Source organism: Pedobacter caeni, assembly GCF_900129215.1.
GTDB lineage: Bacteria > Bacteroidota > Bacteroidia > Sphingobacteriales > Sphingobacteriaceae > Pedobacter > Pedobacter caeni.
Map to the genome: position 1 here is coordinate 23,450 of NZ_FQUQ01000009.1, position 23,583 is coordinate 47,032.

Annotated in this window: 18 protein-coding genes and 2 tRNA genes; 14 read left to right on the forward strand and 6 right to left on the reverse strand. The window is 41.8% G+C overall.

Annotation, left to right across the window (positions count from 1 at the left end; translation table 11 throughout):
- Positions 1 to 18: 18 nt before the first annotated feature.
- On the reverse strand, positions 19 to 1,938 hold the full coding sequence (gene nagB / locus BUC20_RS32050) for a glucosamine-6-phosphate deaminase (protein WP_073238517.1): 1,920 nt from the start codon (positions 1,936 to 1,938) through the stop codon (positions 19 to 21).
- Positions 1,939 to 2,247: 309 nt separating this feature from the next.
- On the opposite strand from nagB, the gene BUC20_RS32055 reads away from it, so the two are divergent.
- From BUC20_RS32055 to BUC20_RS32065, 3 genes are all read left to right on the forward strand, one after another.
- Complete coding sequence (locus BUC20_RS32055) at positions 2,248 to 3,447, forward strand: anhydro-N-acetylmuramic acid kinase (protein ID WP_073238520.1); 1,200 nt, start codon at positions 2,248 to 2,250, stop codon at positions 3,445 to 3,447.
- 78 nt (positions 3,448 to 3,525) lie between these two features.
- Complete coding sequence (locus BUC20_RS32060; RefSeq protein ID WP_073238523.1) at positions 3,526 to 6,684, forward strand: SusC/RagA family TonB-linked outer membrane protein; 3,159 nt, start codon at positions 3,526 to 3,528, stop codon at positions 6,682 to 6,684.
- Positions 6,685 to 6,701: 17 nt separating this feature from the next.
- Positions 6,702 to 8,009, forward strand: a complete 1,308-nt coding sequence (locus BUC20_RS32065; protein WP_073238526.1) for a RagB/SusD family nutrient uptake outer membrane protein — start codon at positions 6,702 to 6,704, stop codon at positions 8,007 to 8,009.
- 72 nt (positions 8,010 to 8,081) lie between these two features.
- On the opposite strand, the gene BUC20_RS32070 is transcribed toward BUC20_RS32065, so the two are convergent.
- Positions 8,082 to 8,828, reverse strand: coding sequence for a DeoR/GlpR family DNA-binding transcription regulator (locus tag BUC20_RS32070; RefSeq protein ID WP_073238529.1), 747 nt, complete (start codon positions 8,826 to 8,828; stop codon positions 8,082 to 8,084).
- Positions 8,829 to 9,061: 233 nt separating this feature from the next.
- On the opposite strand from BUC20_RS32070, the gene BUC20_RS32075 reads away from it, so the two are divergent.
- The 5 genes from BUC20_RS32075 to BUC20_RS32095 all read left to right on the forward strand — a co-directional run bounded on the left by BUC20_RS32075 (position 9,062) and on the right by BUC20_RS32095 (position 16,647).
- Positions 9,062 to 12,157, forward strand: a complete 3,096-nt coding sequence (locus tag BUC20_RS32075) for a SusC/RagA family TonB-linked outer membrane protein (protein WP_073238532.1) — start codon at positions 9,062 to 9,064, stop codon at positions 12,155 to 12,157.
- Between the two features lie 11 nt (positions 12,158 to 12,168).
- A complete protein-coding gene (locus BUC20_RS32080) occupies positions 12,169 to 13,740 on the forward strand; it encodes a SusD/RagB family nutrient-binding outer membrane lipoprotein (RefSeq protein WP_073238535.1) in 1,572 nt (523 codons plus the stop codon).
- 4 nt (positions 13,741 to 13,744) lie between these two features.
- Complete coding sequence (locus BUC20_RS32085; protein WP_073238538.1) at positions 13,745 to 14,527, forward strand: DUF4397 domain-containing protein; 783 nt, start codon at positions 13,745 to 13,747, stop codon at positions 14,525 to 14,527.
- 139 nt (positions 14,528 to 14,666) lie between these two features.
- Complete coding sequence (locus BUC20_RS32090) at positions 14,667 to 14,882, forward strand: hypothetical protein (protein WP_073238541.1); 216 nt, start codon at positions 14,667 to 14,669, stop codon at positions 14,880 to 14,882.
- A 64-nt stretch (positions 14,883 to 14,946) separates the two neighbouring features.
- Positions 14,947 to 16,647: a S41 family peptidase gene (locus BUC20_RS32095; protein ID WP_073238867.1), complete on the forward strand. Its 1,701-nt coding sequence runs from the start codon at positions 14,947 to 14,949 to the stop codon at positions 16,645 to 16,647.
- Between the two features lie 3 nt (positions 16,648 to 16,650).
- On the opposite strand, the gene BUC20_RS32100 is transcribed toward BUC20_RS32095, so the two are convergent.
- On the reverse strand, positions 16,651 to 16,980 hold the full coding sequence (locus BUC20_RS32100) for a 2Fe-2S iron-sulfur cluster-binding protein (protein ID WP_073238544.1): 330 nt from the start codon (positions 16,978 to 16,980) through the stop codon (positions 16,651 to 16,653).
- A gap of 1 nt (position 16,981) precedes the next feature.
- The gene (locus tag BUC20_RS32105) at positions 16,982 to 17,992 is read right to left on the reverse strand and encodes an NAD(P)/FAD-dependent oxidoreductase (RefSeq protein ID WP_073238547.1); all 1,011 of its coding nucleotides are present in this window, start codon (positions 17,990 to 17,992) and stop codon (positions 16,982 to 16,984) included.
- Positions 17,993 to 18,121: 129 nt separating this feature from the next.
- Here BUC20_RS32105 and BUC20_RS32110 point away from each other — a divergent pair, with 129 nt between their 5' ends.
- From BUC20_RS32110 to BUC20_RS32125, 4 genes are all read left to right on the forward strand, one after another.
- Positions 18,122 to 18,865: a UDP-2,3-diacylglucosamine diphosphatase gene (locus BUC20_RS32110; protein ID WP_073238550.1), complete on the forward strand. Its 744-nt coding sequence runs from the start codon at positions 18,122 to 18,124 to the stop codon at positions 18,863 to 18,865.
- 160 nt (positions 18,866 to 19,025) lie between these two features.
- On the forward strand, positions 19,026 to 20,099 hold the full coding sequence (prfA, locus tag BUC20_RS32115; protein WP_073238553.1) for a peptide chain release factor 1: 1,074 nt from the start codon (positions 19,026 to 19,028) through the stop codon (positions 20,097 to 20,099).
- 77 nt (positions 20,100 to 20,176) lie between these two features.
- Positions 20,177 to 20,250, forward strand: a tRNA-Asp gene (locus BUC20_RS32120).
- Between the two features lie 76 nt (positions 20,251 to 20,326).
- Positions 20,327 to 20,400: transfer RNA gene (locus BUC20_RS32125), tRNA-Asp, on the forward strand.
- 241 nt (positions 20,401 to 20,641) lie between these two features.
- Here BUC20_RS32125 and BUC20_RS32130 read toward each other — a convergent pair.
- Complete coding sequence (locus BUC20_RS32130; protein ID WP_073238556.1) at positions 20,642 to 21,151, reverse strand: hypothetical protein; 510 nt, start codon at positions 21,149 to 21,151, stop codon at positions 20,642 to 20,644.
- A gap of 66 nt (positions 21,152 to 21,217) precedes the next feature.
- Positions 21,218 to 21,787, reverse strand: a complete 570-nt coding sequence (locus BUC20_RS32135) for a GNAT family N-acetyltransferase (RefSeq protein WP_073238559.1) — start codon at positions 21,785 to 21,787, stop codon at positions 21,218 to 21,220.
- Between the two features lie 302 nt (positions 21,788 to 22,089).
- Between BUC20_RS32135 and BUC20_RS32140 the strand changes: the two genes are divergently transcribed.
- Both BUC20_RS32140 and BUC20_RS32145 read left to right on the forward strand, forming a co-directional pair.
- Positions 22,090 to 22,593 carry a hypothetical protein gene (locus BUC20_RS32140; protein WP_073238562.1) on the forward strand — a complete coding sequence of 168 codons (504 nt, stop codon included), beginning with the start codon at positions 22,090 to 22,092 and terminating at the stop codon, positions 22,591 to 22,593.
- 11 nt (positions 22,594 to 22,604) lie between these two features.
- Complete coding sequence (locus BUC20_RS32145; RefSeq protein ID WP_073238565.1) at positions 22,605 to 23,330, forward strand: hypothetical protein; 726 nt, start codon at positions 22,605 to 22,607, stop codon at positions 23,328 to 23,330.
- Positions 23,331 to 23,583 lie beyond the last annotated feature (253 nt).

Consider the following 23,583-nt stretch of genomic DNA (forward strand, 5'->3'; position numbering starts at 1 on the left):
GCGGCTATAAATATAAATTTAAAACTTGTAACGAACAAAGGCTTCCATCGCCTCATATTCCGCAAGTCCCAGGCTGTCATAAGATTGGGCAGTTTCTCTGTTTCTGTCTTCGGCTCTTTCCCAGAACTCTCTTGCATCATCACCAGGGAATACAGCACGGTCTTTTTGCGACTGGTGTTTGAAGATTGCGAATTTTTTACGCTCTACTTCCTGAGGGCTCAATGGCACTGCCATTTCAATCTCATAGGTTTCGAACTCCAACCATGCGCCACGGTACAACCATAGCCAGCAGTCTTTAACCCAGCTTTCTGTCTTTGCCAATCTTTGTAAAGCGGATAAGATGATGTTAAAACATACGATATGGGTACCATGTGGATCTTCAAAATCTCCTGCAGCAAATACCTGCTCCGGTTTGATTTTTTGTAAAAGTTCCATGGTCAGTTCGATGTCTTTCTCTGTAACCGGATTTTTCTGGTTTTTACCGCTTTCATAGAAAGGAAGCGCCATGAAATGGATATGGTCATCTTCTAAACCGCAATATCTTGCACCAGCAATGGCTTCTCCTTTTCTGATCAGTCCTTTTACCGATTGAATTTCAGGGGTATCTACCTGATTTGGTTGTTTTTTCTCGATAAACTTACGCATGTTCTGGTACAGGTCTTTCATACCCTGTTGTCCCATGCCCATTTTTTCAGAGAAGTCAATGTTGAATTCTACGAAACGCAGTGCATCATCATCCCATACTGCTGTATTTCCGGAAGTCTGATAAGCCACATGTACATCATGTTGCTGATCTACCAGACGGATAAAAGTACCGCCCATAGAGATCACATCATCATCAGGGTGCGGTGAGAAGATCACCACGCGTTTTTTAGCAGGTTCCGCACGCTCAGGTCTTTGAGAATCATCTGCGTTTGGTTTACCTCCCGGCCATCCGGTGATGGTGTGTTGTAGTTTATTGAAGATATGAATGTTAATGTTGTATACCGGTCCTTTTTCAACAGCCAGCTGCGCCATACCGTTGTTATTGAAGTCGTCTTCAGTAAGTTTAAGGATTGGTTTATTTAAAGTATTTGCCAGCCAGATTACTGCTTTTCTGGTCAACACGTCATCCCATACGCAGTCTTTTACCAACCATGGGGTATCAAAACGGGTCAATTGAGAAGCTGCATCCTGATCCAGAATAAATTCTACATGATCAGAAAGTTGCAGATAAGTAGCCGGAACCTCACTTGAGATTTCTCCTTCTACTGCTTTTTTGATGATAGATGCTTTCTTTTTGTTCCATGCCATCAGGATGATTTCACGGGCTTTGAAAATGGTGCCGATACCCATGGTAATGGCTTTTGTAGGTACAAAAGACTTACCACCGAAATCTCTGGCTGCATCTCTTCTGGTCAGGTCATCAAGGGTTACTAAACGTGTACCCGAGTTAGGTGCAGAACCCGGCTCATTGAAACCAATGTGACCGGTACGACCGATACCCAGGATCTGGATGTCCAGTCCGCCTACTTCAGTAATTTTCTTTTCGTAATTCAGACAGAAAGCAGGGATGTCTTCCAGCTTTAATGTTCCATCAGGAATGTTTACATTGTTTTTGTCAATATCGATATGATCAAACAGGTGATCATTCATGAAAGAGACATAGCTCTGTGCAGCATCTGGCTGCATAGGATAGTACTCGTCGAGATTGAACGTGATTACGTTTTTAAAGCTCAAACCTTCTTCCTTATGCATTCTAACTAATTCCGCGTACACCGCTATTGGTGTAGCTCCGGTAGCTAGGCCTAAGACAGCCTTGGAATTGTTCTTTTGTTTTTCTTTAATAAGGTCCCCGATGCGGTGAGCAACACTTAAAGATGCTGCTTTAGGATTTTCAAAGACAGAAACGGGCAGTTTTTCAAAGCGCGTTTCTTCCAGAAGATTTAATCTTGCCATTTAATTGTTCTTAAATTTTGTACGGAGCAGTAAATATAGTGACTCTATTGACTTAATCAAAGTTTTTTAACCTGAAGCGGTTTTTTGTTTAAAATCGTTAATTTGGGGAGGTGTTTTTTGTGAATTTGGTACTTTTTATCGCGATTTTGACTAATTTTTTATGAAATCTGCTGAAGCCCTGGTTTTGTGGTTTATGGGCGTTGATTTTCGCTATTTGTAAATCATCGGCTTTGCCCTGATTTCGTTACGAGATCTCTTATAGGGATTGTTTACTTTTGTTTATCGTGTTACATCACATCAATTGCGGATATGAATTCAAACTGGAAGAGAATATTTCAAATACTGGAAAAGGAGGAACGCCTGATCATCGGGTTAATGTCGGGAACATCATTAGATGGTCTGGATATCGCACTCTGTGCGATTAAAGGGAGCGGTGCCGAAACGAAGGTGAGGGTATTGGAATTCAATACGATTTCTTATGAGCCTGCTTTCAAAGCAGAAGTGAAATCTATTTTTTCCAGAAGAGATGCAGATTTACAGATGGTCTGTCTGATGAATGAAAAGATCGGATTACTGCATGCAGCATTGATTTTGGAAGCGCTGGGCTCCTGGGGTAGAAAACCTGAAGAGGTGGATGTGATTGCCAGTCATGGGCAAACGATTTTTCATGCTCCTGCTTCACTACATGGACTTTCAGCCTATCCAAATGCAACCCTGCAAATTGGGGATGGGGATCATATCGCGGTGAAAACCGGGATTATTACCATCAGTGATTTCCGGCAAAAACATATTGCTGCGGGTGGGGAAGGTGCCCCTCTGGCGGTTTATGGAGATTATTTATTGTTCTCCAAAAAGGGGGAAGACCGGATCATGTTGAATATCGGCGGGATCGCCAACTTTACTTATCTTCCGGCAGATAATGATGCTTCAAAAGTGTTTTCCACAGATGTTGGTCCAGGAAATACCCTGATGGACCAGTTTATTCAAAAACATTATGAAGGGTTGTATTTTGATGAAAACGCCTCAATTGCAAGTACAGGGACGGTCAATAGCGATTTGTTAGCTGCCTTGATGCAAGAGGAATTTTTAAAGGCAGATTTCCCTAAAACGACAGGGCCGGAGCTTTTTAATCTTCCTTATCTGGAGCAGGCGCAGCAAGCATCCGGAACTGAAGGACTGGGCAAGGGAGATATTTTAGCTACTTTATGTCGTTTCTCCGCTCTGGTGATCATTGCGGCTGTTGAGAAATGTTTTGGCAAGTCACAAACACCTTTTATCTATATGAGCGGTGGAGGAATGCATAATCCTTTATTGGTGGCTGCCTTAAAGGAAGGTTTGCCAAATGCGACATTTTATACCACCGAAGATCTGGATATTAATCCAGATGCAAAAGAGGCGGTGCTCTTTGCAGTTTTGGCAAATGAAACCCTTGTGGGCGAGCAAACTAACTTCGGAGACAGGGAAGGAGTACCTTCGATTACCATGGGGAAAATCTGTTTGCCCGAGTAAATTTCGAAGTAACATATTTGGTTTTTTGTATAAATAACTTGCGTAAAGGCTATATTTATCCAAACTAAACCAAATATTATGAAAAAACTTTACGTTTTTGGTTATTCCAGAAACCTGTTGGCTTTCTGGTTGCCGATTTTTCTAATCCTGTTTAGCCAGGCGGCATTTGCGCAAAATAAGCGTTATGTTTTGACCGGCAAAGTAACAGAAGGGCCCGCGGGTCAGGGTATTCCCGGAGTAGTAGTTAAGATTCAAAATACAAAATTTGCAGCTGCGACAAACGGGGACGGTAAATTCAGTGTCTCTGCGGAACTTCCTGCGGGAACCTATCAGGTTAACTTTTCTTCTATAGGCTATCGGTCACAACAAAAAAGCATCACCTTAGGGGATAAGCTGGAGTTGGTGCTCAATGGAGAGCTGGCAACAGATAACATTGGGCTTGATGAGGTGATTGTGACCGGAACTTCTCAGGGAACAACGCGGAAGCAGATGGGAAGTTATGTCAGCACAGTGAAAGGGGATGACCTGAATAAGGCGCCAAGTGGAAATGTGCTTTCTTCTTTACAAGGGAAAACTGCCGGTGCGCAGATCAGCCAGAATTCCGGTGATCCTGCAGGGGGTATGTCTGTACGATTGAGGGGTGTAAGTTCGATCAACTCTTCTTCAGAGCCATTGTACATCATTGATGGGGTGATTGTGAACAACTCCACTACGAGGGTAACCAATACCTCTGCCAACTATGATGGAGGTAACAATTCAGGAAGTGCTGTAGGGCAAAACGGAAATTTTGTAGGTAGCATCGGTCAGAACAGAATGGTAGACATTAGTCCGAATGACATTGAGCGGATTGAGGTCTTAAACGGTGCAGCTGCGGCGGCTATTTATGGCTCCCGCGCGAATTCAGGCGTGGTACAGATTTTTACAAAGAGAGGAAAGAGTGGTACTCCGGTAGTGAGTTTTTCTACCAGCATCACCTCGAGTAAGTTGCGTAAGCAATTGGAGGTAAACCAGTCGCCGGTTAAGTTTGGCGGCTCTGTAGATGCCTTTACCCAGGATGTGATTCAGCTGGTGGGTGTTCCTCCAAAGTTAGATACGACCAGATCTGCGGTAACGAGGTACAATTATCAGGATTATATTTTCCAGTCAGCCCTGGGTACCGATAATGCCTTGTCTTTATCCGGAGGTAACGACAATACTAAGTTTTACACTTCTGCGGGTTATTTTTCTAACCAGGGGATCATCAAGAATACCAATTTTAAGCGTTACAATTTCCGCGCTAACGTAGATCAGAAGATTACGGATTGGGCAAAATTAACGGTAGGTTTTAATTATGTGCATAGTGATGCCGATGAGAAACCGGACGGCAATTCCTTTTTCTCTCCGATGAACTCGGTTACCATTATCGGAAACTTCCATGACCTGTTTACCAGGGATGTTTTTGGGAATATAAAGTCTGTTGGTGAACGGGGAAGGGTGAATCCTGTTTCTGTAATCGAAGACATCAAACAGCGGCAGTTTACAAACCGTATCATGGCGAATACAGGATTAAAGCTGACTCCGGTAAAAAATCTGAGTATTGACTACACCATGGGTGTCGACAATACCATTCAAAACGGAACGACATTGATTCCGCCATTTGCTTATAATGTGAGTTCTGGATTTTACGGGGGTGGACCATCGTTAAATGGTTATGCAAGTGCTGCAAATGCGACTACAACCATGTTTAACAATGAATTGAACTTTACCTATGATTCGAAAATTTCTGAAGGTTTGTTGTCTACGACTCAGCTTGGCGGATCTTTTCAATATCAAAAAGACCTGTATTCCTTATTAAATGGCCGTGGTCTGGCACCTTTTATTGAAACAGTGAATGCAGCAAGTACGGTTCTTCCTAATGCTGACCGTCGGTCTGAATTCAGTATTATGGGCGCTTATTTACAACAGAACTTCAAATATAAAGATCACTTGTTTGTAACAGGAGCATTAAGGGTAGATCAGTCTTCGGTATTTGGATCGAAACACAGAACTCAGGAGTACCTGAAAGGAAATGTGAGTTATGTCCTCTCTTCTGCTGATTACTGGAAGAACCTGGGCGTATCAAAATGGTGGACCGCTTTTAAAGTAAGAGCTGCTTATGGAGAATCCGGGAACTTAACCGGAATTGGCGCTTATGACCGATTTAACGAATACTCTTCTAACCCATTGTTGCAACAAGGAGCATTTTTATCCAGTCTTACACTGGCCAATGAAAACGTAAAGCCAGAGCGCCAAAGGGAACTGGAGATTGGTACAGATCTGGCCTTCTTTAATAACCGTTTAGGCCTGACTTTTAACTGGTACAATAAGAAAGTAAAGGACCTGTTGATTCCGGTGGTGATTTCTCCAACAGAGGGTTATTCCAGCTTATTGGATAACAATGGCGGATTAGAGAATAAAGGGATTGAGTTGATGCTGACTGCTATGCCTGTTTCGGGAGAAGATTTTAAATGGAATACGACCTTTATCTTCAACAGAAATAGAAATAAAGCAGTGGGAACAGGTGGATTAAGGCTGATTTCTACCAATCCTGGTGCGCCTGTTGCGATTATTAACGGACAGCCGATCGGTGTTTTCTACGGTACTTTTTTTGCCAGAAATCCGGATGGGAGTGTGCTGACAAATAAAGCAGGTATTCCTCAGCAAGAGGCTGGAATTCAGACTTCTGCAACAACTTTCACTCCGCTCAGGGATGAAAACGGGATGCCTAAAGGAGATGTCGTTCGGAAGGTGATCGGAGATCCAAATCCGGATTATACTTTGTCGTTTGTGAATGACTTTACTTATAAAAAACTGAGCCTTCATGTTCAGGTCGATGCTGTTCAGGGTTCAGATGTCTGGAATGCAGATTGGCGGACACGTCAGGGTGTAGGTAGTGGTAAGGTGGCAGAACAGGAACAAATGGGATTAGTGCCAAGGGGATTTGTTGCCGGACAGTATGCAATTGAAGAATGGAGGATCGATAATGGTTCATTTGTTAAACTGAGAGAAGTTGCGATCAGCTATAATGTAGGCAAAGTGAAATTCATCCAGGATATGACGATTAATCTGAGTGGCAGGAATTTGGTTTCATGGGATAATTACAAAGGTTATGATCCTGAGTTGAACTCCGGCGGTCAGTCGACTATTCTGCGTAACATTGACTTTGGCTCAGTGCCGATTCCACGCAGTTTTACTTTAGGTGTACAGGTTAAGTTTTAATTTCAAAAAGATCAGACATGAAGAATTATATAAATAAATTTTATGCCCTAAAAATGGGAGTTGCCCTGAGCATGGTGCTGGCAATGACTTCCTGTAAGAAGGATTTTAAAGATCCAAATGGGGCCCTTGTAGCAGATGTATTAAAATCTGAAAGAGGATTGACCGGAGTAGCTGTAGGTTTGCAAAGGGTATACACGGTTGGACGTCCAGGGGTGTTTTTCAGCTCCATTACTGCAAATGGTTTTGTGACCAATGAGTTGTTGCTTTCCAATGCAGGAAATATTCCGGAATTGCAATTGTTTACTGGTGGCAGTAAGGTGGATGGAACCAACTCCATCCTGACTAATTTATGGGCAAGCTCCAATAAAATCATTTATGAGGCAGATCTTGTGATCAGTAATGCCGCAAATTTGCCGGATAAATCCTACGCTTCAGGATTGATTGCTTATTCCAGTGTTTTTAAAGCATTAGCGATGGGTAATTTAGCTCAATATTGGGAACAAGTTCCTGCAGGCACAGGCAAACAGGTTTCTTTTATCAGCAGGAAAGCGGGTTTTACAAAGGCCATTGCTGTGATCGATAATGCTTTGTCTGTGATGACAGCAGACAAGATTAGTGATAAATTTCTGGGGAATGTTCCTAAAGGCATTGATATTAAAAACACCCTTTATGCTTTAAAGGCACGTTATGCATTGTTTTCGGAAGATTATCCGCTTGCTTTAGCTGCTGCAGGGAATGTCGATTTAACGGTGAAGTCGTCCTTTGACTTTGATGGAAATGCTCCAAATCCGATCTTTGATATCGCGACTTCCACAAACAATGTGTTCCAGCCTTTGAATGAGAAATTAGGGTTGACAGGTGCTGATGTGCCGGATGCTAATGACCAGCGGATTCCTTTTTATATTTTATTTTCAACAAAGGCCCCATTGATCAGTTTGAAAGGGTTTGGCGTAGCCACAGCGACTTCCATTCCGGTGTATTTACCCGGAGAAATGATGCTGATCAAAGCAGAAGTTCTTGCAAGGCAACCGGACCCTGGGAATGCACTGATTGAATTGAATAAGGTGGTAACGAAGACTGCTGAGAAGGATCTTTTTAAATTGGGTGCAGCTTTGCCTGAATTAACAGGGAATTATTCACAAGCCCAGTTGTTGGATTTAATTTATAAGCACCGTTGTATTGAGCTTTATCTGTCTGGTTTAAAAATCGAAGACATGAGAAGGTTTGGTAAGCCGATGGCGGATCGGAAAAGAAACTTTTTCCCTTATCCTCTTGTAGAGGCAGATGGAGGAAATCCAAATGTTCCTGCTAATCCTGCATTTTAACAGGATTAACGGAATTATTCGTGAAGCAGCCTTTCTGAATTAGTTCAGAAAGGCTGTTTGGCTTAAAGCACTTTATAATATCTGCAGGCTTTTTATCTGGTAGTCATCCAGCTGTGGATCATTTGCAGGAAGTTCTGTGATCAGGTATTGGATATTTGTAATCGGGGCTACTTTTAGCCGCAATGAAATGCCTAATTTTTCTGAGATACACAATACTGCAGTTTTCTTGGAGCAGTTGAGCATTGTTTTTTTCAATTGATTGATCTCCCAATCGGTATCCGTAAGGCCATCATCAGGATGAAGGGCACTGGTTCCCAATAAACAAAGGTCCGGATTAATTTCTGATAGCTGGTTGATCACATGGCCACCATAAGTAACCTGAGAGTTTTTAGAAAACAAGCCTCCGATCAGGATCACTTCCACCCTTGGGTAGTTGGCCAGTTCGATGGCTACAAAGGGGCTGATGGTAAAAAAGGTGGCATGAAGATTTTCCGGAAGTTGTTTAACCATTTCGATGATTGTGGTGCCTCCTCCGGTCAAAATCACCATACCGTCTTTGATCAGGCTGATCGCCTTTTTTGCAATGATGATTTTCGCATCCTTGGCATAGACGGTACTATCATCAAAAGAGGATTGATAAGATTTGGAAAGGGCACCTCCATGTACTTTGTACAGTTGGTCCCGTTCTGCAAGCTCCTGCAGGTCTCTGCGGATGGTATCTTCAGAAACACTTAACAACTGGACCAAATCAGAGGTCAGCACCCGGTTGTGCAGATTGATTTGTCGCATAATGGAGTCGTGTCTTTCTTTTTTTAACATTTGGGTGTTTTTTGGGCTAAAGTACTGAAAAAAAGGAAAATTAAGCTTGCGGCTTTATGCGTGTTTGTGCGGTATTGTGTGTAACAAAATAATGACAAATCTTAATTAGTTCTGTAAATAATGAAAAACATTTGTGATATTTACTAATGTACTGACTTATTTTGCGTTTACTTGCGTGTTTATTTCAGGGGGACCAATCAACCAACTAAAAATTTTTAACCAAATAAGCTTTTATGAAAAGAAAACTACTTTTACTTTTTATGGGCCTTTCTGTTTTTGTTACGCAAACGTTTGCGCAGCAGATAACAGTGACAGGTACCGTCAGATCTGCTGACGGGGTGCCCGTTCCGGGTGTTTCTGTAAAGTCCAAAACAACAGCTGCTGTGACCCAAACCTCCTCGAACGGGGTTTACAGCATCAAGGTCAGCAGTGGGGATGTACTTGCCTTTTCTTATATCGGAATGATCACGCAAAGTAAGCTGGTTACCGGTGCAGGGGCAATAAATGTCACTTTGCTGGATGACGCACAGTCGCTCAATGAAATTGTGGTTACTGCTTTGGGGCAAAAGTCTTCGAAACGGTCTATCGGTACCGCTCAGCAACAAGTGAGTGGAGCGGCCATTGCCGAAACACAAAGAGAGAACTTTATTAATGCACTTCAGGGGCGTGTTGCCGGGGTAGAGGTGACCAGTTCTTCCGGTGTGCCAGGAGCTTCATCCTCAATTACCATCCGGGGGATCAGCTCAATCAGTGGAAGTAATCAGCCCTTGTTTGTAGTTGATGGATTGCCGATTGACAATAAAACCCTGAATACCAGTGCATTTTATTCGGATAACAGTGCGAATACTGCGCTTTTCAACAGAAGTGTTGATTTTACCAACAGGGCTGCGGATATCAATCCAGAAGATATTGAAACTCTGGTTGTCTTAAAAGGGCCAGAAGCGGCGGCTTTGTATGGAATTGATGCAGCAAACGGGGCGATTGTAATTACCACAAAAAGAGGAAAGGCAGGTGCTGGTGCGATCAATTACAATAATAGTTTCCGTATAGAAAAAACAACTACAGTTCCGGAGCTGCAGAAGGAGTTTGATTTGGGTTCATTTGGCACTCCTGTTAGTGATCGTTTGAGATATTTCGGGCCAAGGTATGCAGATGGCACAAAATTCTATGATAATGTGGATGGTTTTTTTCAAACTGCATTCACTCAAAAGCACAATTTGTCTGTCGAAGGTGGTTCCGAGGTAGTTAACTACCGTGTTTCATCCTCCATCACTAACCAGAAAGGAGTGGTTCCAGGTTCTGATTATGATCGGTTTACACTGACGGGGTCTACCGGAGGGAAAGTTAACAAGTGGCTCAGCATGGATCTATCGATGAATTATTCCTATGCAAACAATAATCAGTCATTTAAAGGGGATGGTGGCCCATTGATGGGACTGCTGGTTTGGCCCCAGGATGACGATGCAAAGGATTACCTGACGGCTTCCGGAACGAGAAGGAGGCTGCTTAATGGTGGTGATCAGACTCTGGAAATTGAAAATCCTTATTTCAATGTGAATAAAAACAGGTCCAGCACGAAGAATAACAGGATCATTTCTAATCTGGGGTTTACGATTACTCCTGTGGGGTGGCTGAATATTAAAACTAATGTTGGAATAGATGCTTATAATAATAACGCATTGGTGTTAAGTCACCCGGAAAGTAAAAGAGGTTTTCTTAAAGGAGGGCTTATGGATGTCGCGAACGACAATACCCGTAACATCAATTCACAAACCCTGATTAATTTAACCAGACAGAAGATTACGAAGGACATTACTATTGATGCCACATTCGGTAACGCCATAAAAGCACTGAAGTCTAAAACTGAAAGTCAGTATGGGGAAAATTTTCTTGATCCTAATTTCATTTCTATCAACAATACGACCAGTACTTTACGGAATGGGAAGTCGCTGGAAGCACAACAGCGTGTGTTTAGTTTATTTGCCCGGACTACACTGGGTTATAAGGATTACCTATATGTTACCGTTACCGGTAGAAATGACTGGACATCGACCATTCCTACAGGAGCCAATTCCTTCTTTTACCCTTCTGTGTCGGGAAGTTTTGTGTTTACTGAGGTGCCGGCATTTAAGAATAGTTTGAGTAAAATATTTACTTCAGGTAAGTTGAGGGCTGCTTTTGCGAATGTTGGTAAAGATGCCAGACCTTATGCTTATACCCCAGCGCTGGAAAGCAAAACCACTGTGGGTGGTGGATATGGATATGGTTTTACAGGGCCTAATCCAGGGCTTGTTCCTGAGTTTGCCAGTTCTTATGAGTTGGGAACAGAGCTTGCCTTTTTCCAGGACAGATTAGGGCTTGACCTGACCGTTTACCGTAAAAAAACCACAGACCAGATTGTGAATGATGTGAGGGGAAGCTATGCTACAGGATATATTTTGTTTAACCTCAATGGAGCGGAAACCAGAAATCAGGGATTGGAGATTAGTTTAAGAGGAACACCTGTAAAGAGCAAAAATTTCAGCTGGGATATCATGACTAATTTCGATATGGCCAGAAGTAAAGTTCTTGCATTGCCAGGTAATCTTCCTGAGTCCTATGTATCCGATACCTGGTTATTTGGGAATGTTAGGAATGGAGTGACTGTTGGACTTTCGACCCGAACACTTACCGGACTTTATTACCTGCGAAACAATCAGGGAGAAATTTTGATTAACCCTGCTGATGGTTTGCCGGCTAGGTCTACCATCTTTGTTGAAGGAGGTTATGATCGTCAGCCTGATTTTTCTTTGGGGATCACAAATACGTTCAGGTATAAAGATTTTTCATTGTCATTCTTACTGGACATCAGAAAGGGGGGCGATATCTTAAATGCAACACAAAGCGCACTGACTCAACTGGGCTTGTCGCCAATGACACTAGACAGGCTGGAGCCAAGAATTGTTAAAGGGGTATTGAGAGATGGTCTGGAAAATTCGGCAAATCCTACACAAAATAATATTAGCGTGGTTCCATTTTATCAGAACCGATACTACACTGAAATGAGTGAGGAGCTGTTTATTGAAAAGGACATCAACTGGATCAGGCTGAAAGATGTTACACTTCAGTATAGGTTGCCGGCCTCTTTATTGAAGAAACAAGGGTTTATCAAGAATGCAAGTGTATTCTTTACTGGGACCGACCTGTTTCTGATTACGAATTATACCGGTCTTGATCCTGTGGTGAATGGTAACACGGCAGCAGTTGGTGGTTCAGGCTCTCAGGGGATCGATTATGGAAATTTCCCTATTCCGAAAGGATTTAATTTTGGTATTAAGGTTGGCTTTTAAAGAAGATTAAGATGAAAAAGATATATATATTACTGGTCATGGCCGGGATGGTGACTCTTGGTGGTTGCAAAAAGTTTCTGGACGTAAATGACAATCCGAATGCTCCACAGGTAGTGTCAGCAAATTTATACCTGTCGCCCATGCTTCATTGGATGGTGACTTCTCCGACCTATGATGCCCGTTTTATAGGACGTTATACTCAAAACTGGACCATTACCACTACCGCTACTTCGTGGGATAGACAGGGTTATGATCCTGCTTCGGACAATGCGGGACAACTATTCAGGGATGTTTATTGGAGCCTTGGGCAGAACCTGGTCACGATGAATGCACTTGCTGAAAAAGAGCAGCGCTGGGACTTACTTGGTGTAGGGCAGATTCTGAAAGCCTGGGGTTGGCTAACATTGACTGATATTCATGGAGAAATCCCGATCAAGCAAGCTTTTGAAGGAAAAACGGCATTTGACTATGATACTCAGGAATTTGCTTATCAGGAGTCTTTTCGACTGTTGGATCTTGCTATTGCCAACTTAAAGAGAACGGATGGTGCTGTTGACAATAATTATTTAGCGAAAACAGACATTATCTACAAGGGAAAAACCGCTATGTGGATCAAATTCGCCAATGGTTTGAAAGCGATGGCACTGAATCATTTTTCCAATAAAGCGGGTTTGTATAAGCCTGACGAGGTAATTGCTGCGGTAGATGCTTCAATAGGTGCAGCTGATTCGGAGCAGCCTTTGCTGGCTTATACTGGTACAGCCAATGATGACATTAATTTTTATGCGAGCAATAGGGATAACTTAACCAATTACCGCCAAACAAGGTTTATTCTTGGTTTAGTGAATGGAGTTATACAATATCCAGGTGTAGTTGACCCAAGAATGAGCAGGATGTTATCTCCATCGCCAGATGGTCAATACCGGGGTCTGGAAATTGCACAGGGTATCGGTGCATTGCCTGCAGCTCAGCAGCCGAAAAATTTCTGGGGATACGAGACATTGGCACTTTCTCTGAGAAATCCGTCCAGGTATATTTTTTCGGCGAAGTCTAAGCTTCCCCTGTTTACTTATTCCCAACTTCAGTTTGTGAAGGCTGAGGCTGCTTTTAAAAAGGGAGATAAAGGACTGGCTTTGGATGCTTACAAAAAAGGGATTTCGGCACATTTTGATTTTGTAAATGCAAGAAACTCAGATGACGGGCAGTCACCTACCCAGATCTCTGGTCCAGAGAAAGATGCTTATATGGCTTCTCCTTTGGTTATTCCGGCTGCAGCAAACGATCTTACGCTAACCAATATTATGCTTCAGAAATATATTGCCCAGTGGGGCTATGGTCATCTGGAGCAATGGATGGATTTACGAAGGTATCATTACAGAGATCTTGATAATGCAACCGGGGCTCAGGTTTTTGCAGGATTTAATCCCCCGAACAGTTTATATCCGGATAATGGAGGTAAACTGGTTTACCGCATTCGTCCGCGTTACAATTCTGAGTATATCTGGAACAGAGAAGCCTTAGATAAAATAGGTGGACTAACAACTGATTATCATACCAAAGAAATGTGGATTACCTTACCTTAATCATATGAAAAGAAATTTCTTATTATCAGCAGTACTTCTGCTGTCTATCTTTATATATTCCTGCGATAAGACCGACATTCAGACGATCGACGGTCCGGCAAAAGGAACTTCTGTGAAATTCTTTAATTTTGCAGTCAATAGTCCTGTGGTTAACTATTATGCCAATGACACTAAGGTTACTGCTGCGGTGTCTACGACAGGTGCAGAGAGTGGGACAACGGGACTTGGTTATGCAGCAGTTTATCCTGCTACTAACGCTTATGCGATATTGCCCGGCGGATCTTATGATTTGAAAGCTACGCGACCTTCTACTGCGGCTGCCGATCCAAAACTGGTGATCAATAAGCTGACTGCAAATCTGGAAGAAGGTAAAAACTATTCTTTGTACATGTGTGGTTTCTATAATACTACAGCTAAGAGCAGTGATGCCTTTATTCTTGAGGATATTTTGCCTCCGATAGATTCTTCAGCGGCATATGTGCGGTTTGTTCACACTTCTCCAAATGCAAATCCGGTAGATATGATTATGCAGGACAGGACAAGTAAGGCTGAAATTGTTATTGGTACTAATCGCTCCTATAAATCAGCAACAACCTTTGTTAAGGTGCCTCAGGCTGTTTATGATCTGATTTTACGTTATCCCGGCAGTCCCACTAATGTATACAGCAGAACGGAGGTGTCTGTCACCAAATCCAATACCTATACTTTTACATTGAGGGGTGATATTAACGTTGGGGGGACTACTGCTACAAACAGAACATTTATAGACAGTACGCCAAACCGCTAGATACGACTTAAAACCAGGAATGTCCCTATAATTCAGGGGCATTCTTATTATGGTTCCTTCTTGTTCTCTGTGTTTAATAGTTGTTTTAAAGCACACGCTATATTAGTTATTTTCCTATTTTTGCCTCAAAGTATATATTATGGCAAGTTTTACACTTACTCCTGAAACCTGGAAAAAGGTTAAAATCAAATTTCTTAGAAAATATCGTGAGCTGGCAAACGTAGATATCTCTTTTGTTCCCGGACAGGAGGATCAGCTGGTACAGCAATTGATGACTTTGGTGAAAAGAGACCGGGAGTATGTTGAGTTTACCATCGAGAAGGCATTGGCCGATCCTGATGGAAACAGGCTATAAATCTTTAATAGCCTATTGAGTTACAAGGCTTTTTTGTAAATTTACCTTTCAACAGATGGGTAAAATGAAAAAATACAGACTTGCCGCAGCCTTCTTCCTTATTGCTTTTGCTTCTTTTAGCTGGTCTTTTAAGGAAGACTTGTTCCAGGTTTCCAAGAACCTGGATATCTTCGCTTCTCTTTATAAGGAGGTCAATATCAACTATGTTGAGGAAACCAATCCATCGGATCTGATGCGCAATAGCATTGATGCGATGCTGGGGAACCTTGATCCTTACACAGAATATATTCCGGAGTCTGAAATAGAAGACTATAAATTAAAATATGTAAGCACTCAATATGGGGGCATTGGGGCAACTACGCTTTTTATTGAAGGCAAATTGTTCGTAAACGAAGTTTCTGAAGGTTATCCGGCAGACAAGCAGGACCTGAAGCCAGGTGATCAGGTGGTAAAGATCAATAATGTGGAGGTGAAAGGAAAAGAACGGGCACAGGTGAGTCAGCTGTTGAGAGGCCCAAAAGGCTCCACTGTAGAGTTGTTGCTGATCAGGAATGGTGCGGTGATTACCAAAAGCCTCACCAGAGATGAGATTAAACAACCAAATGTGCCTTATTCCGGAATGACCGATGATCAGATTGGTTATATCCGTCTGGACAAATTCCTGGAAAATGCAGCTCAAGAAGTAAAAGATGCAGCATTGAATCTAAGCAAGCAGCAGCCAAAAGGTTTAATCATTGATTTGAGGTATAACGGGGGGGGGATTTTACAGGAAGCAGTGAAGATCGTGAACCTGTTTGTGAATAAAGATATTCTGGTGGTTACCCAGAAGGGCAGAAACCCTCAGAAAACCATTACTTATAAAACATTAGCTGAGCCTATCCTTCCTCAGATCCCTTTGGTGATCCTTGTTGGCGGTTCTTCGGCATCTGCCTCGGAAATCGTTGCAGGTGCATTACAAGACCTGGACAGAGCGATTATCGTTGGTCAGCGCAGTTACGGTAAGGGGTTGGTTCAACAGACCTTTAACCTGCCTTATAACAGCCTGGTGAAGGTAACGGTGGCCAAATACTTTACCCCTTCAGGAAGATGCATTCAGGCGCTGGATTATGCCCATAAAGATGCGAATGGAAAGACGCCTAAGGTGGCCGATTCTGTGATGACCAGATTTAGTACCCGTACCGGCAGAAGCGTCTATGATGGAAATGGAGTTTTTCCTGATGTGGTGGTGGAGGCCTCTAAGCTAAGCCCGATTACGATCTCCTTATTGAACAAGAGCCTGTTCTTTGATTACGCCAATAATTACAAAAAGAGCAATAAAACGATTGCACCTGCTGCAAGTTTCCAGCTGACCGACAATGATTATGCAGCTTTTGTAAGTTCATTAGACGGGAAAGATTATTCTTATACTTCGCGTACAGAGCGACTTTTGTCTGATTTGCGTACTGAAGCAGAAAAAGAAAATAAGCTCCCTGCGGTAAAAGCAGATTTGGAAGACCTTAAGGCTAAAATGCTGGGTGCGAAGAAGACAGACCTGACTACTTTTAAATCTGAGATCAAAAAAGTATTGGAAACCCAGATTGTGAGCCGCTATTATTATGAAAAGGGGAAAGTGATTCAGGCTTTTCAGTACGATAAGGAATTGAATGCGGCTAAAGCTGTTTTAAACAACAATACCAAGATGCTGGCGATATTGAAAGGGGAGGGCGAATATAAAACTATAGGCAGCCCAATCAAGACAATTGCGGCTGCACCTATAGAAAATTAGTTGTTAGTTTACGCCATGGAGTTTAACCACAAGGCCATCCATTTCATGGTTTAACTGAAGCTGGCAGGCCAGTCTTGAATTTGGAAGCAAATCCGGGAGGGTATCGAGCATGGCATATTCGTCATCACTCATCTCTTTTAATTTGTCTTCTCCCTCCAGTACATCTACGCAGCAGGTTGCGCAGAGTGCCATTCCACCACAAGTGGCCAGAATGTCGTATTCACAAGCTTTTAAGTATTCCATTAAGCTGAGGCCCATATCAACAGGGGCCTCAAGCGTTGTTCTGCTACCGTCCGGATTCTCTACGTGCAGGGTAATGTTGTTTTCTTCCATTTTAGAATTCTGATACTCCGTTAACGGTAGTGTATTTCATGGTATATTTAACTCCAGGGTTCATGTATTGATAGGCACTATGGCTCATCAAAGCTGCTTCATGGAAACCGCAAAGGATTAATTTTAATTTATTCGTGTAAGTATTGATATCGCCAATTGCGTAAATGCCCGGAATATTGGTCGAATAATCATCGGTGTTTACTTCGATTGCACTTTTGTTGATGTTCAGGTTCCATTGTTCGATAGGACCTAATTTAGGGCTTAAACCAAACAGAGGGATCAGGTGATCAGCAGCGATATTGCTTTTTTCCAGGCTGCGGTTGTGTACCAATTCTACATTTTCCAGTTTTCCGTTTCCGGTTACGGAGCTCAGGTTACTGTTTAATACCAGATTGATTTTTCCGCTTTCTGCTAAAGCCATAACTTTATTTACAGAGTCTGGTGCACCACGGAAGCTTTCGCTGCGGTGAACAAGGGTTAGTTCCTCAACAATATCGGCTAAGAAAATGGTCCAGTCCAGGGCAGAATCTCCACCACCTGCAATTACCATTTTTTGTCCACGGTATTGTTCAGGATCAAGGATCATATAGTTGACACCTCTTCCGTTTTCAAATTGCTCTAATCCTGCCACTGCTGGTTTACGAGGTTCGAAACATCCCAGTCCACCGGCAATAACTACCACTTTAGATTCTATGATTGTGCCCATGTTGGTGGTCAATACAAAATCTCCTTCTCCACGTTTCTCTAAACCTTCGATTCTCTCTCCTAAAGTGAAACCCGGGTGGAAAGGTTTTCCCTGTTCCATCAGGTTGTCTATGAGTTCCTGTGCCAATACTGTTGGATAACCAGGGATATCATAAATAGGTTTCTTAGGATATATTTCAGACAATTGACCACCTACCTGAGGTAAGTAATCGATCAGATGACAACGCATTTTAAGGAGTCCTGCTTCAAAAATTGCAAATAAACCAACGGGTCCGGCGCCAATAATGGCTATATCAGTAGAAATCATGTGTTTAAATTTTTGGCGAATTTACGAACTTTTGTTTTAATAACAGCGGTTGTTTAGATATATTCTAGATAATTGGTAGAACTTCTGACAAAACTCCGATAATTTTTTTACTTATCTTTGTTCATACTGATGACAAAAAACATATATTTTGCTTCTGATTTCCATCTGGGCTCTCCCAGTCATCCCGAAAGCAGAAAGCGTGAAGATCGGATCATTCGCTGGTTAAATGCTATAGAGAGCACTTGCAGTGAGCTTTTTTTGATGGGAGATATCTTTGATTTCTGGTTTGAATACCGCGAGGTGGTTCCCAAAGGTTTTGTTCGTTTACAGGGGAAGCTGGGCATGATGAGCGATGCGGGAATAAAAATTTATTTTTTCAAGGGGAACCATGACATGTGGGTGAATGACTATTTCACAAAAGAAATGGGTATAGCAATCATTAGTGATGAATTGGTGATGGAAAGGGCCGGAAAACGTTTTTATCTTCATCATGGAGATGGGCTTGGTCCTGGCGACCAGAAATATAAAGTGCTGCGGAAGATTTTTCGAAATCCGCTTTGTCAGTGGTTGTTTTCTATTATTCCTCCCAGAATCGGATTGGGGATTGCAAATTGGTGGTCGGGGAGCAGCAGGCTGGCCAACAGTAAAGAAGAGGTTTTTAGCGGTGTAGAAAATGAATGGCTGGCAGTTTATGCAAAAGAACAATTGCAAAAACAGCATTTCGATTATTTTATTTTCGGACACAGGCACCTTCCTTTGGATATTCAGCTGACAGACAAAAGCAGGTATGTAAACATCGGGGAATGGATTAATTTTAATTCTTATGCGGTATTTGACGGCAAAGATTTAACACTGAACTATTTCGAAAAGTAATAAACAGGGAGAAAAGAATCCGGCAAGGAATAAATTTTTAGTATCATTCACTGAAAAAGCCGTATTTTTGCTGCCCAAATAAATCAATTGCCAGGATAGATCTCCGCAGGACGGATTTTAATTGAAAAGGCAACAAGTTTTAATTTTCTGAAAAAAGAATATGTTAGAGAAATTAGAAGCAATTAAGCTGCGCTGGGAAGATGTAGAAGAGCAGTTGAGTAATCCTGATACGATGCAGGATATGAAGCGTTTTGCGGCTTTAAATAAAGAGTATAAAGATTTAGGCAAGATTGTAGATGAATATAAGATCTACAAGAATGTAATGAGCAATATCGATGCAAATAAAGAAATCCTGACCACAGAGAAGGATGCTGAAATGCGTGAGATGGCCAAAGAAGAACTGGACCTGCTATTGAAGCAACAGGAAGAACTGGAAGAAAAAGTACGTTTGATGCTGATTCCTGTAGATCCTGAAGATGCTAAAAACGCAGTGTTTGAGATCAGAGGTGGTACTGGTGGTGATGAGGCGGCTTTATTTGCCGGCGATTTATACCGTATGTACAGCCGTTTCTTTGAGCAAAAAGGCTGGAAGGTGGAAACTGTAGATGTAACTGAAGGTACTGCCGGTGGTTATAAAGAGGTGATCCTGAAGGTAAGCGGAGAAGATGTTTACGGACAATTGAAATACGAATCAGGTGTTCACCGCGTACAACGTGTACCAGACACAGAAACTCAGGGGCGTGTACATACTTCGGCAGCTTCAGTGGCAGTATTGCCGGAAGCAGAAGAGATTGACCTTTATGTGAACCCTGCGGATATTGATTTGCAGACTTCCCGTTCAGGTGGAGCTGGTGGTCAGAATGTGAACAAGGTGGAAACAAAAGTACAGTTGACACACAGACCTTCGGGGATTGTAGTGGTATGTCAGCAGGAACGTTCTCAGCTTGGTAACAGGGTGATTGCAATGGAGATGTTGCGTAGTAAATTGTATGATATTGAATTGCAGAAGAAAAATGGAGACATTGCTGCAAGACGTAAGACTATGGTTTCTACCGGTGACCGTTCAGCAAAGATCAGAACTTACAATTATCCACAGGGTAGGGTAACAGATCACCGTATCGGATTGACACTTTACAACCTAAGTGGCGTGATGGATGGTGGTGTTCAGGAGCTGATTGACGCGTTACAGTTTGCAGAAAACGCAGAGAAAATGAAAGAAGGTTCTGTAGCTTAGGGACTTACGATTATTTTAAAAAATAGTTTGTGAATATAAATAAAGGCTCTATATTTGCAATCCCGAAAGGGAACAACGGACCGGTAGTTCAGCTGGTTAGAATGCCGCCCTGTCACGGCGGAGGTCGCGGGTTCGAGTCCCGTCCGGTCCGCAAAAGCACTCAGAAGGGTGCTTTTATTTTTAATAAGTAGAGGCTCTACTATAAAAGCCACCCGAGAGGGAAACACGGACCGGTAGTTCAGCTGGTTAGAATGCCGCCCTGTCACGGCGGAGGTCGCGGGTTCGAGTCCCGTCCGGTCCGCAAATCTTTCAAAATATTAAAAGGCCTGTTATCATACGATAGCATGCCTTTTCGTTTTCCGGACACCCCGGAGTATTCATTTTTTTGAGCTATTACTGGTTTCTATGTTTGAACCCGGAAATGAAGCCAAAAAATCTTAAGGTACCAAAAAGGCACCTTAAAACAAGGAGCAGCCGAGCCCTCCTGGAATAAGAATCGGGTTTAAACCGGATAGCCTTTGATCAGGCAGAAAACATATTACCTACTGTATTTTTCCTTTTTTAAAACGGATAACGGGGGCGGAAAAGGCAGATTCTTTTGCCTCATCATCTGGTCGTTTTGCATGTTGTTTTATAATTTGTTGTTCTCCAAAAGGAGAATACCTCCCCTTCTGTTTTTTCCAGTTATCGTAAAGAACAGCATGATAGACGTTGCTATCCGCTTTTTCGTAAACGATTTGAAGGCAGAGATTCTTTGTTACCTCAGGTAGTTTTTTATCTTTCTTATACTTCAGATAAACTGTTTCTGTAGCCGGTTCATAATGGTAAGTTCCTTTATATTGGTGTCTCCAATAAGCCCCGCCCGAATACCAATGTGTAGCCATGAATGTATGGTCACTGAAAAATTGCCAGATTGAACCTTTGCCAAACCCTTGCGTCAACTGTGATTGGGTTAGCATCCATTCTTCATTATCTAAAAATGGCTGATGTTGTTGTGCGCTGTTGCGACCGTATAACATGGTTAAGATTAAGATGATGAGAAAATGTTTCATTCTTTAAGGTAGTTTAAAATCTTGCGCTTCCAAAATGGAATAGCAAGAAACAATTGGTATTGTTTATCAATGTTTTTTAAACAAGAAGAGCGTATAACCAAAATCAAGCTTGTTGTAATTGGAAAAGCCAAATTTTTTATACCAGGATAAATTTTTCTCTGTACTTGTTTCTAAATAAACAGACCGTCCTTTTTGGTTTGCATCTTCCATAAGTTCTTCAAGTAATTTAGAACCTATTCCTTTATGCTGATCAGGAACCGAAACACCAATAAACCACAAGTAATAAAATGGCTGATTGGGGTAATTGCTTTTAATTACCTTTTCCCTGCTCATGGCTTTGAAAATATTTCGAATACCCAGGGTTCCCACGATCAGCTTAACATCAAGGAATATTGATTTTAAGGTTGTTCTTTTCTGGTCGGGATAAAGCACCAGTGCGCATGCCTTATGGTCATCAGATAAAAAAACTTCTCCGAAAGCATGGCAAACCTCGAAGGAATAATCCATTAAGTTTTTAAGCCTTTTGGTTTTATCTCCGGATTGATTTAGTATATAATTTACACTCAGATTGTTTCTGAATGATTCGCATAGTATATCAACTATTAAATTCTTATCTCCGATACCTGCTCTCTTCATTTCAATGTTTTATGTAATAAAGGACTCATAGAACGTTCTTGACCCAACCGTAATTTTTTTTCTACCATTAGTAATTTCTCGTTATGATCACTGACTTGTTTAATTCAATCTTGCTGAAAGGCTGAGTTAGAAAATCAGGTAAAAATCGTCGACTGTAAACTACTTTCTGTCGATGATAACTACTTGTCTGGCTGTCAACTGAATTTTACGTGCAAATATAATTTAGTTTTAGGGTAAAGGATGAGCTTCTTTAAGCAAAATATTAGCTTTAATATCCCTATAATTCTAAATTCAGATAGAAGATGAAAACCAAGGCCTTTTTAACCATGCTTGCCGTTATGTCTCTTATGGTCACCTTTGCTGCTTATTCGCAGGGAAAGAAGGTGAAAATCAATAAAGAGATGCAGGAAGCTTTGGAGATGCGTTACTCAACAGATCAGCAAACAGCTAAGACACAAAGATTCATCTTCGACAAGATGGAGTGGAAAAAATCATGGATTGGCGTAAAGTATACTGATTTACTTAAAGCCTGGGGTGCACCCGCAAAAGCTTTCCCCAATGGGGATGGAGGACAGGTTGTCGTATATGAAAAGGTAAGCAATTATGCAGGTGGGAGTTACAAGCCGGGATATTTTACTACTGGGGTTAATGGATTCGGACAAACTGTTTTAACCGGGAGCAAACAGGCGGAAGATACCAGATGGGCCAGTCAGTATGTAGAAGTAACGACAGTACATATTGGTAAAGACAATTTAATCCAAAGCATAGACCAAAAAACGACACATAGCCAATCCGGTACTCAATAAAAAAAGACAAAATGAAATTTCACAAAATAATATTTGCACTGGTATTAGCCTTTTTTGTGCAGTTCTCCTATGCGCAGGGAAGATATTTTGAGGTGGTCTGCGAAAAATCAAATAACAGCATGTTTGGGGATGCTTTTTACGGTTTTGTGCGTCCTTTGGGTAATAAACCTGAGATCATTTTTCAACTTACCAACAAAAGTAAAAGCAAGGCGGAGCTGATGAAGCTTTTGCAAAGCTATCTTAAAAGTCGTCCGGCCCTTAAAGTTGACAAAGTCGTAGCCGGTCAGGGCGCCTATATTTGCTATAGGGATTTTGCCAGCATAGGAGATAAAAATCAGTGTTATTCTGATATCACGGCCCTTACTTATATCTACGCTGTTCCTTTAGATGACATGATCAAAATACGCATTGGCCTTGATTCGAAAATTTTTGCGACACTCAATGATGCTAAACTTCAAATCAGTCCTTCAGATGCAGTTGTGTCTGAAGGTGATGTTCCTTTTGGAGATTACAGATATGTTCAGCCCAGTGGCTATAAAACGGGCAATACCGGTGGATTACTTGGCAAAATGAAGGAGAAAGTAAAAAGACCAGGACTGGCATATCCGGACAGTGTTTTTGATGCCGAAGGTAAGGTCGTGAATGCGGTCAACAAGCAGATCATCGAAGCTTTTTACGATGGTTATGTTACAGATCTAAAAAAGTTTCTGGACGAAAATTTCAGCAAAAATAAGTAGCGCCGGCTACAGGTATAATGCATTAATGACAGGAGATGAATTTAAAACAGTGGTTACAGAAGCTCAATGTTAAAAAAATACATTATATATCCGGGTTGATTTTATCGGTCTTCATCGCCTTTCATCTGGTGAACCAGCTACTTTCACTTTTAGGACCCTCTGTACATATAGAATGGATGAATCAATTCAGGAAAGTCTATCGTCAGCCTGTTTTCGAATTCATATTGTTATTAGCTGTTTTTTTTCAGGTGAT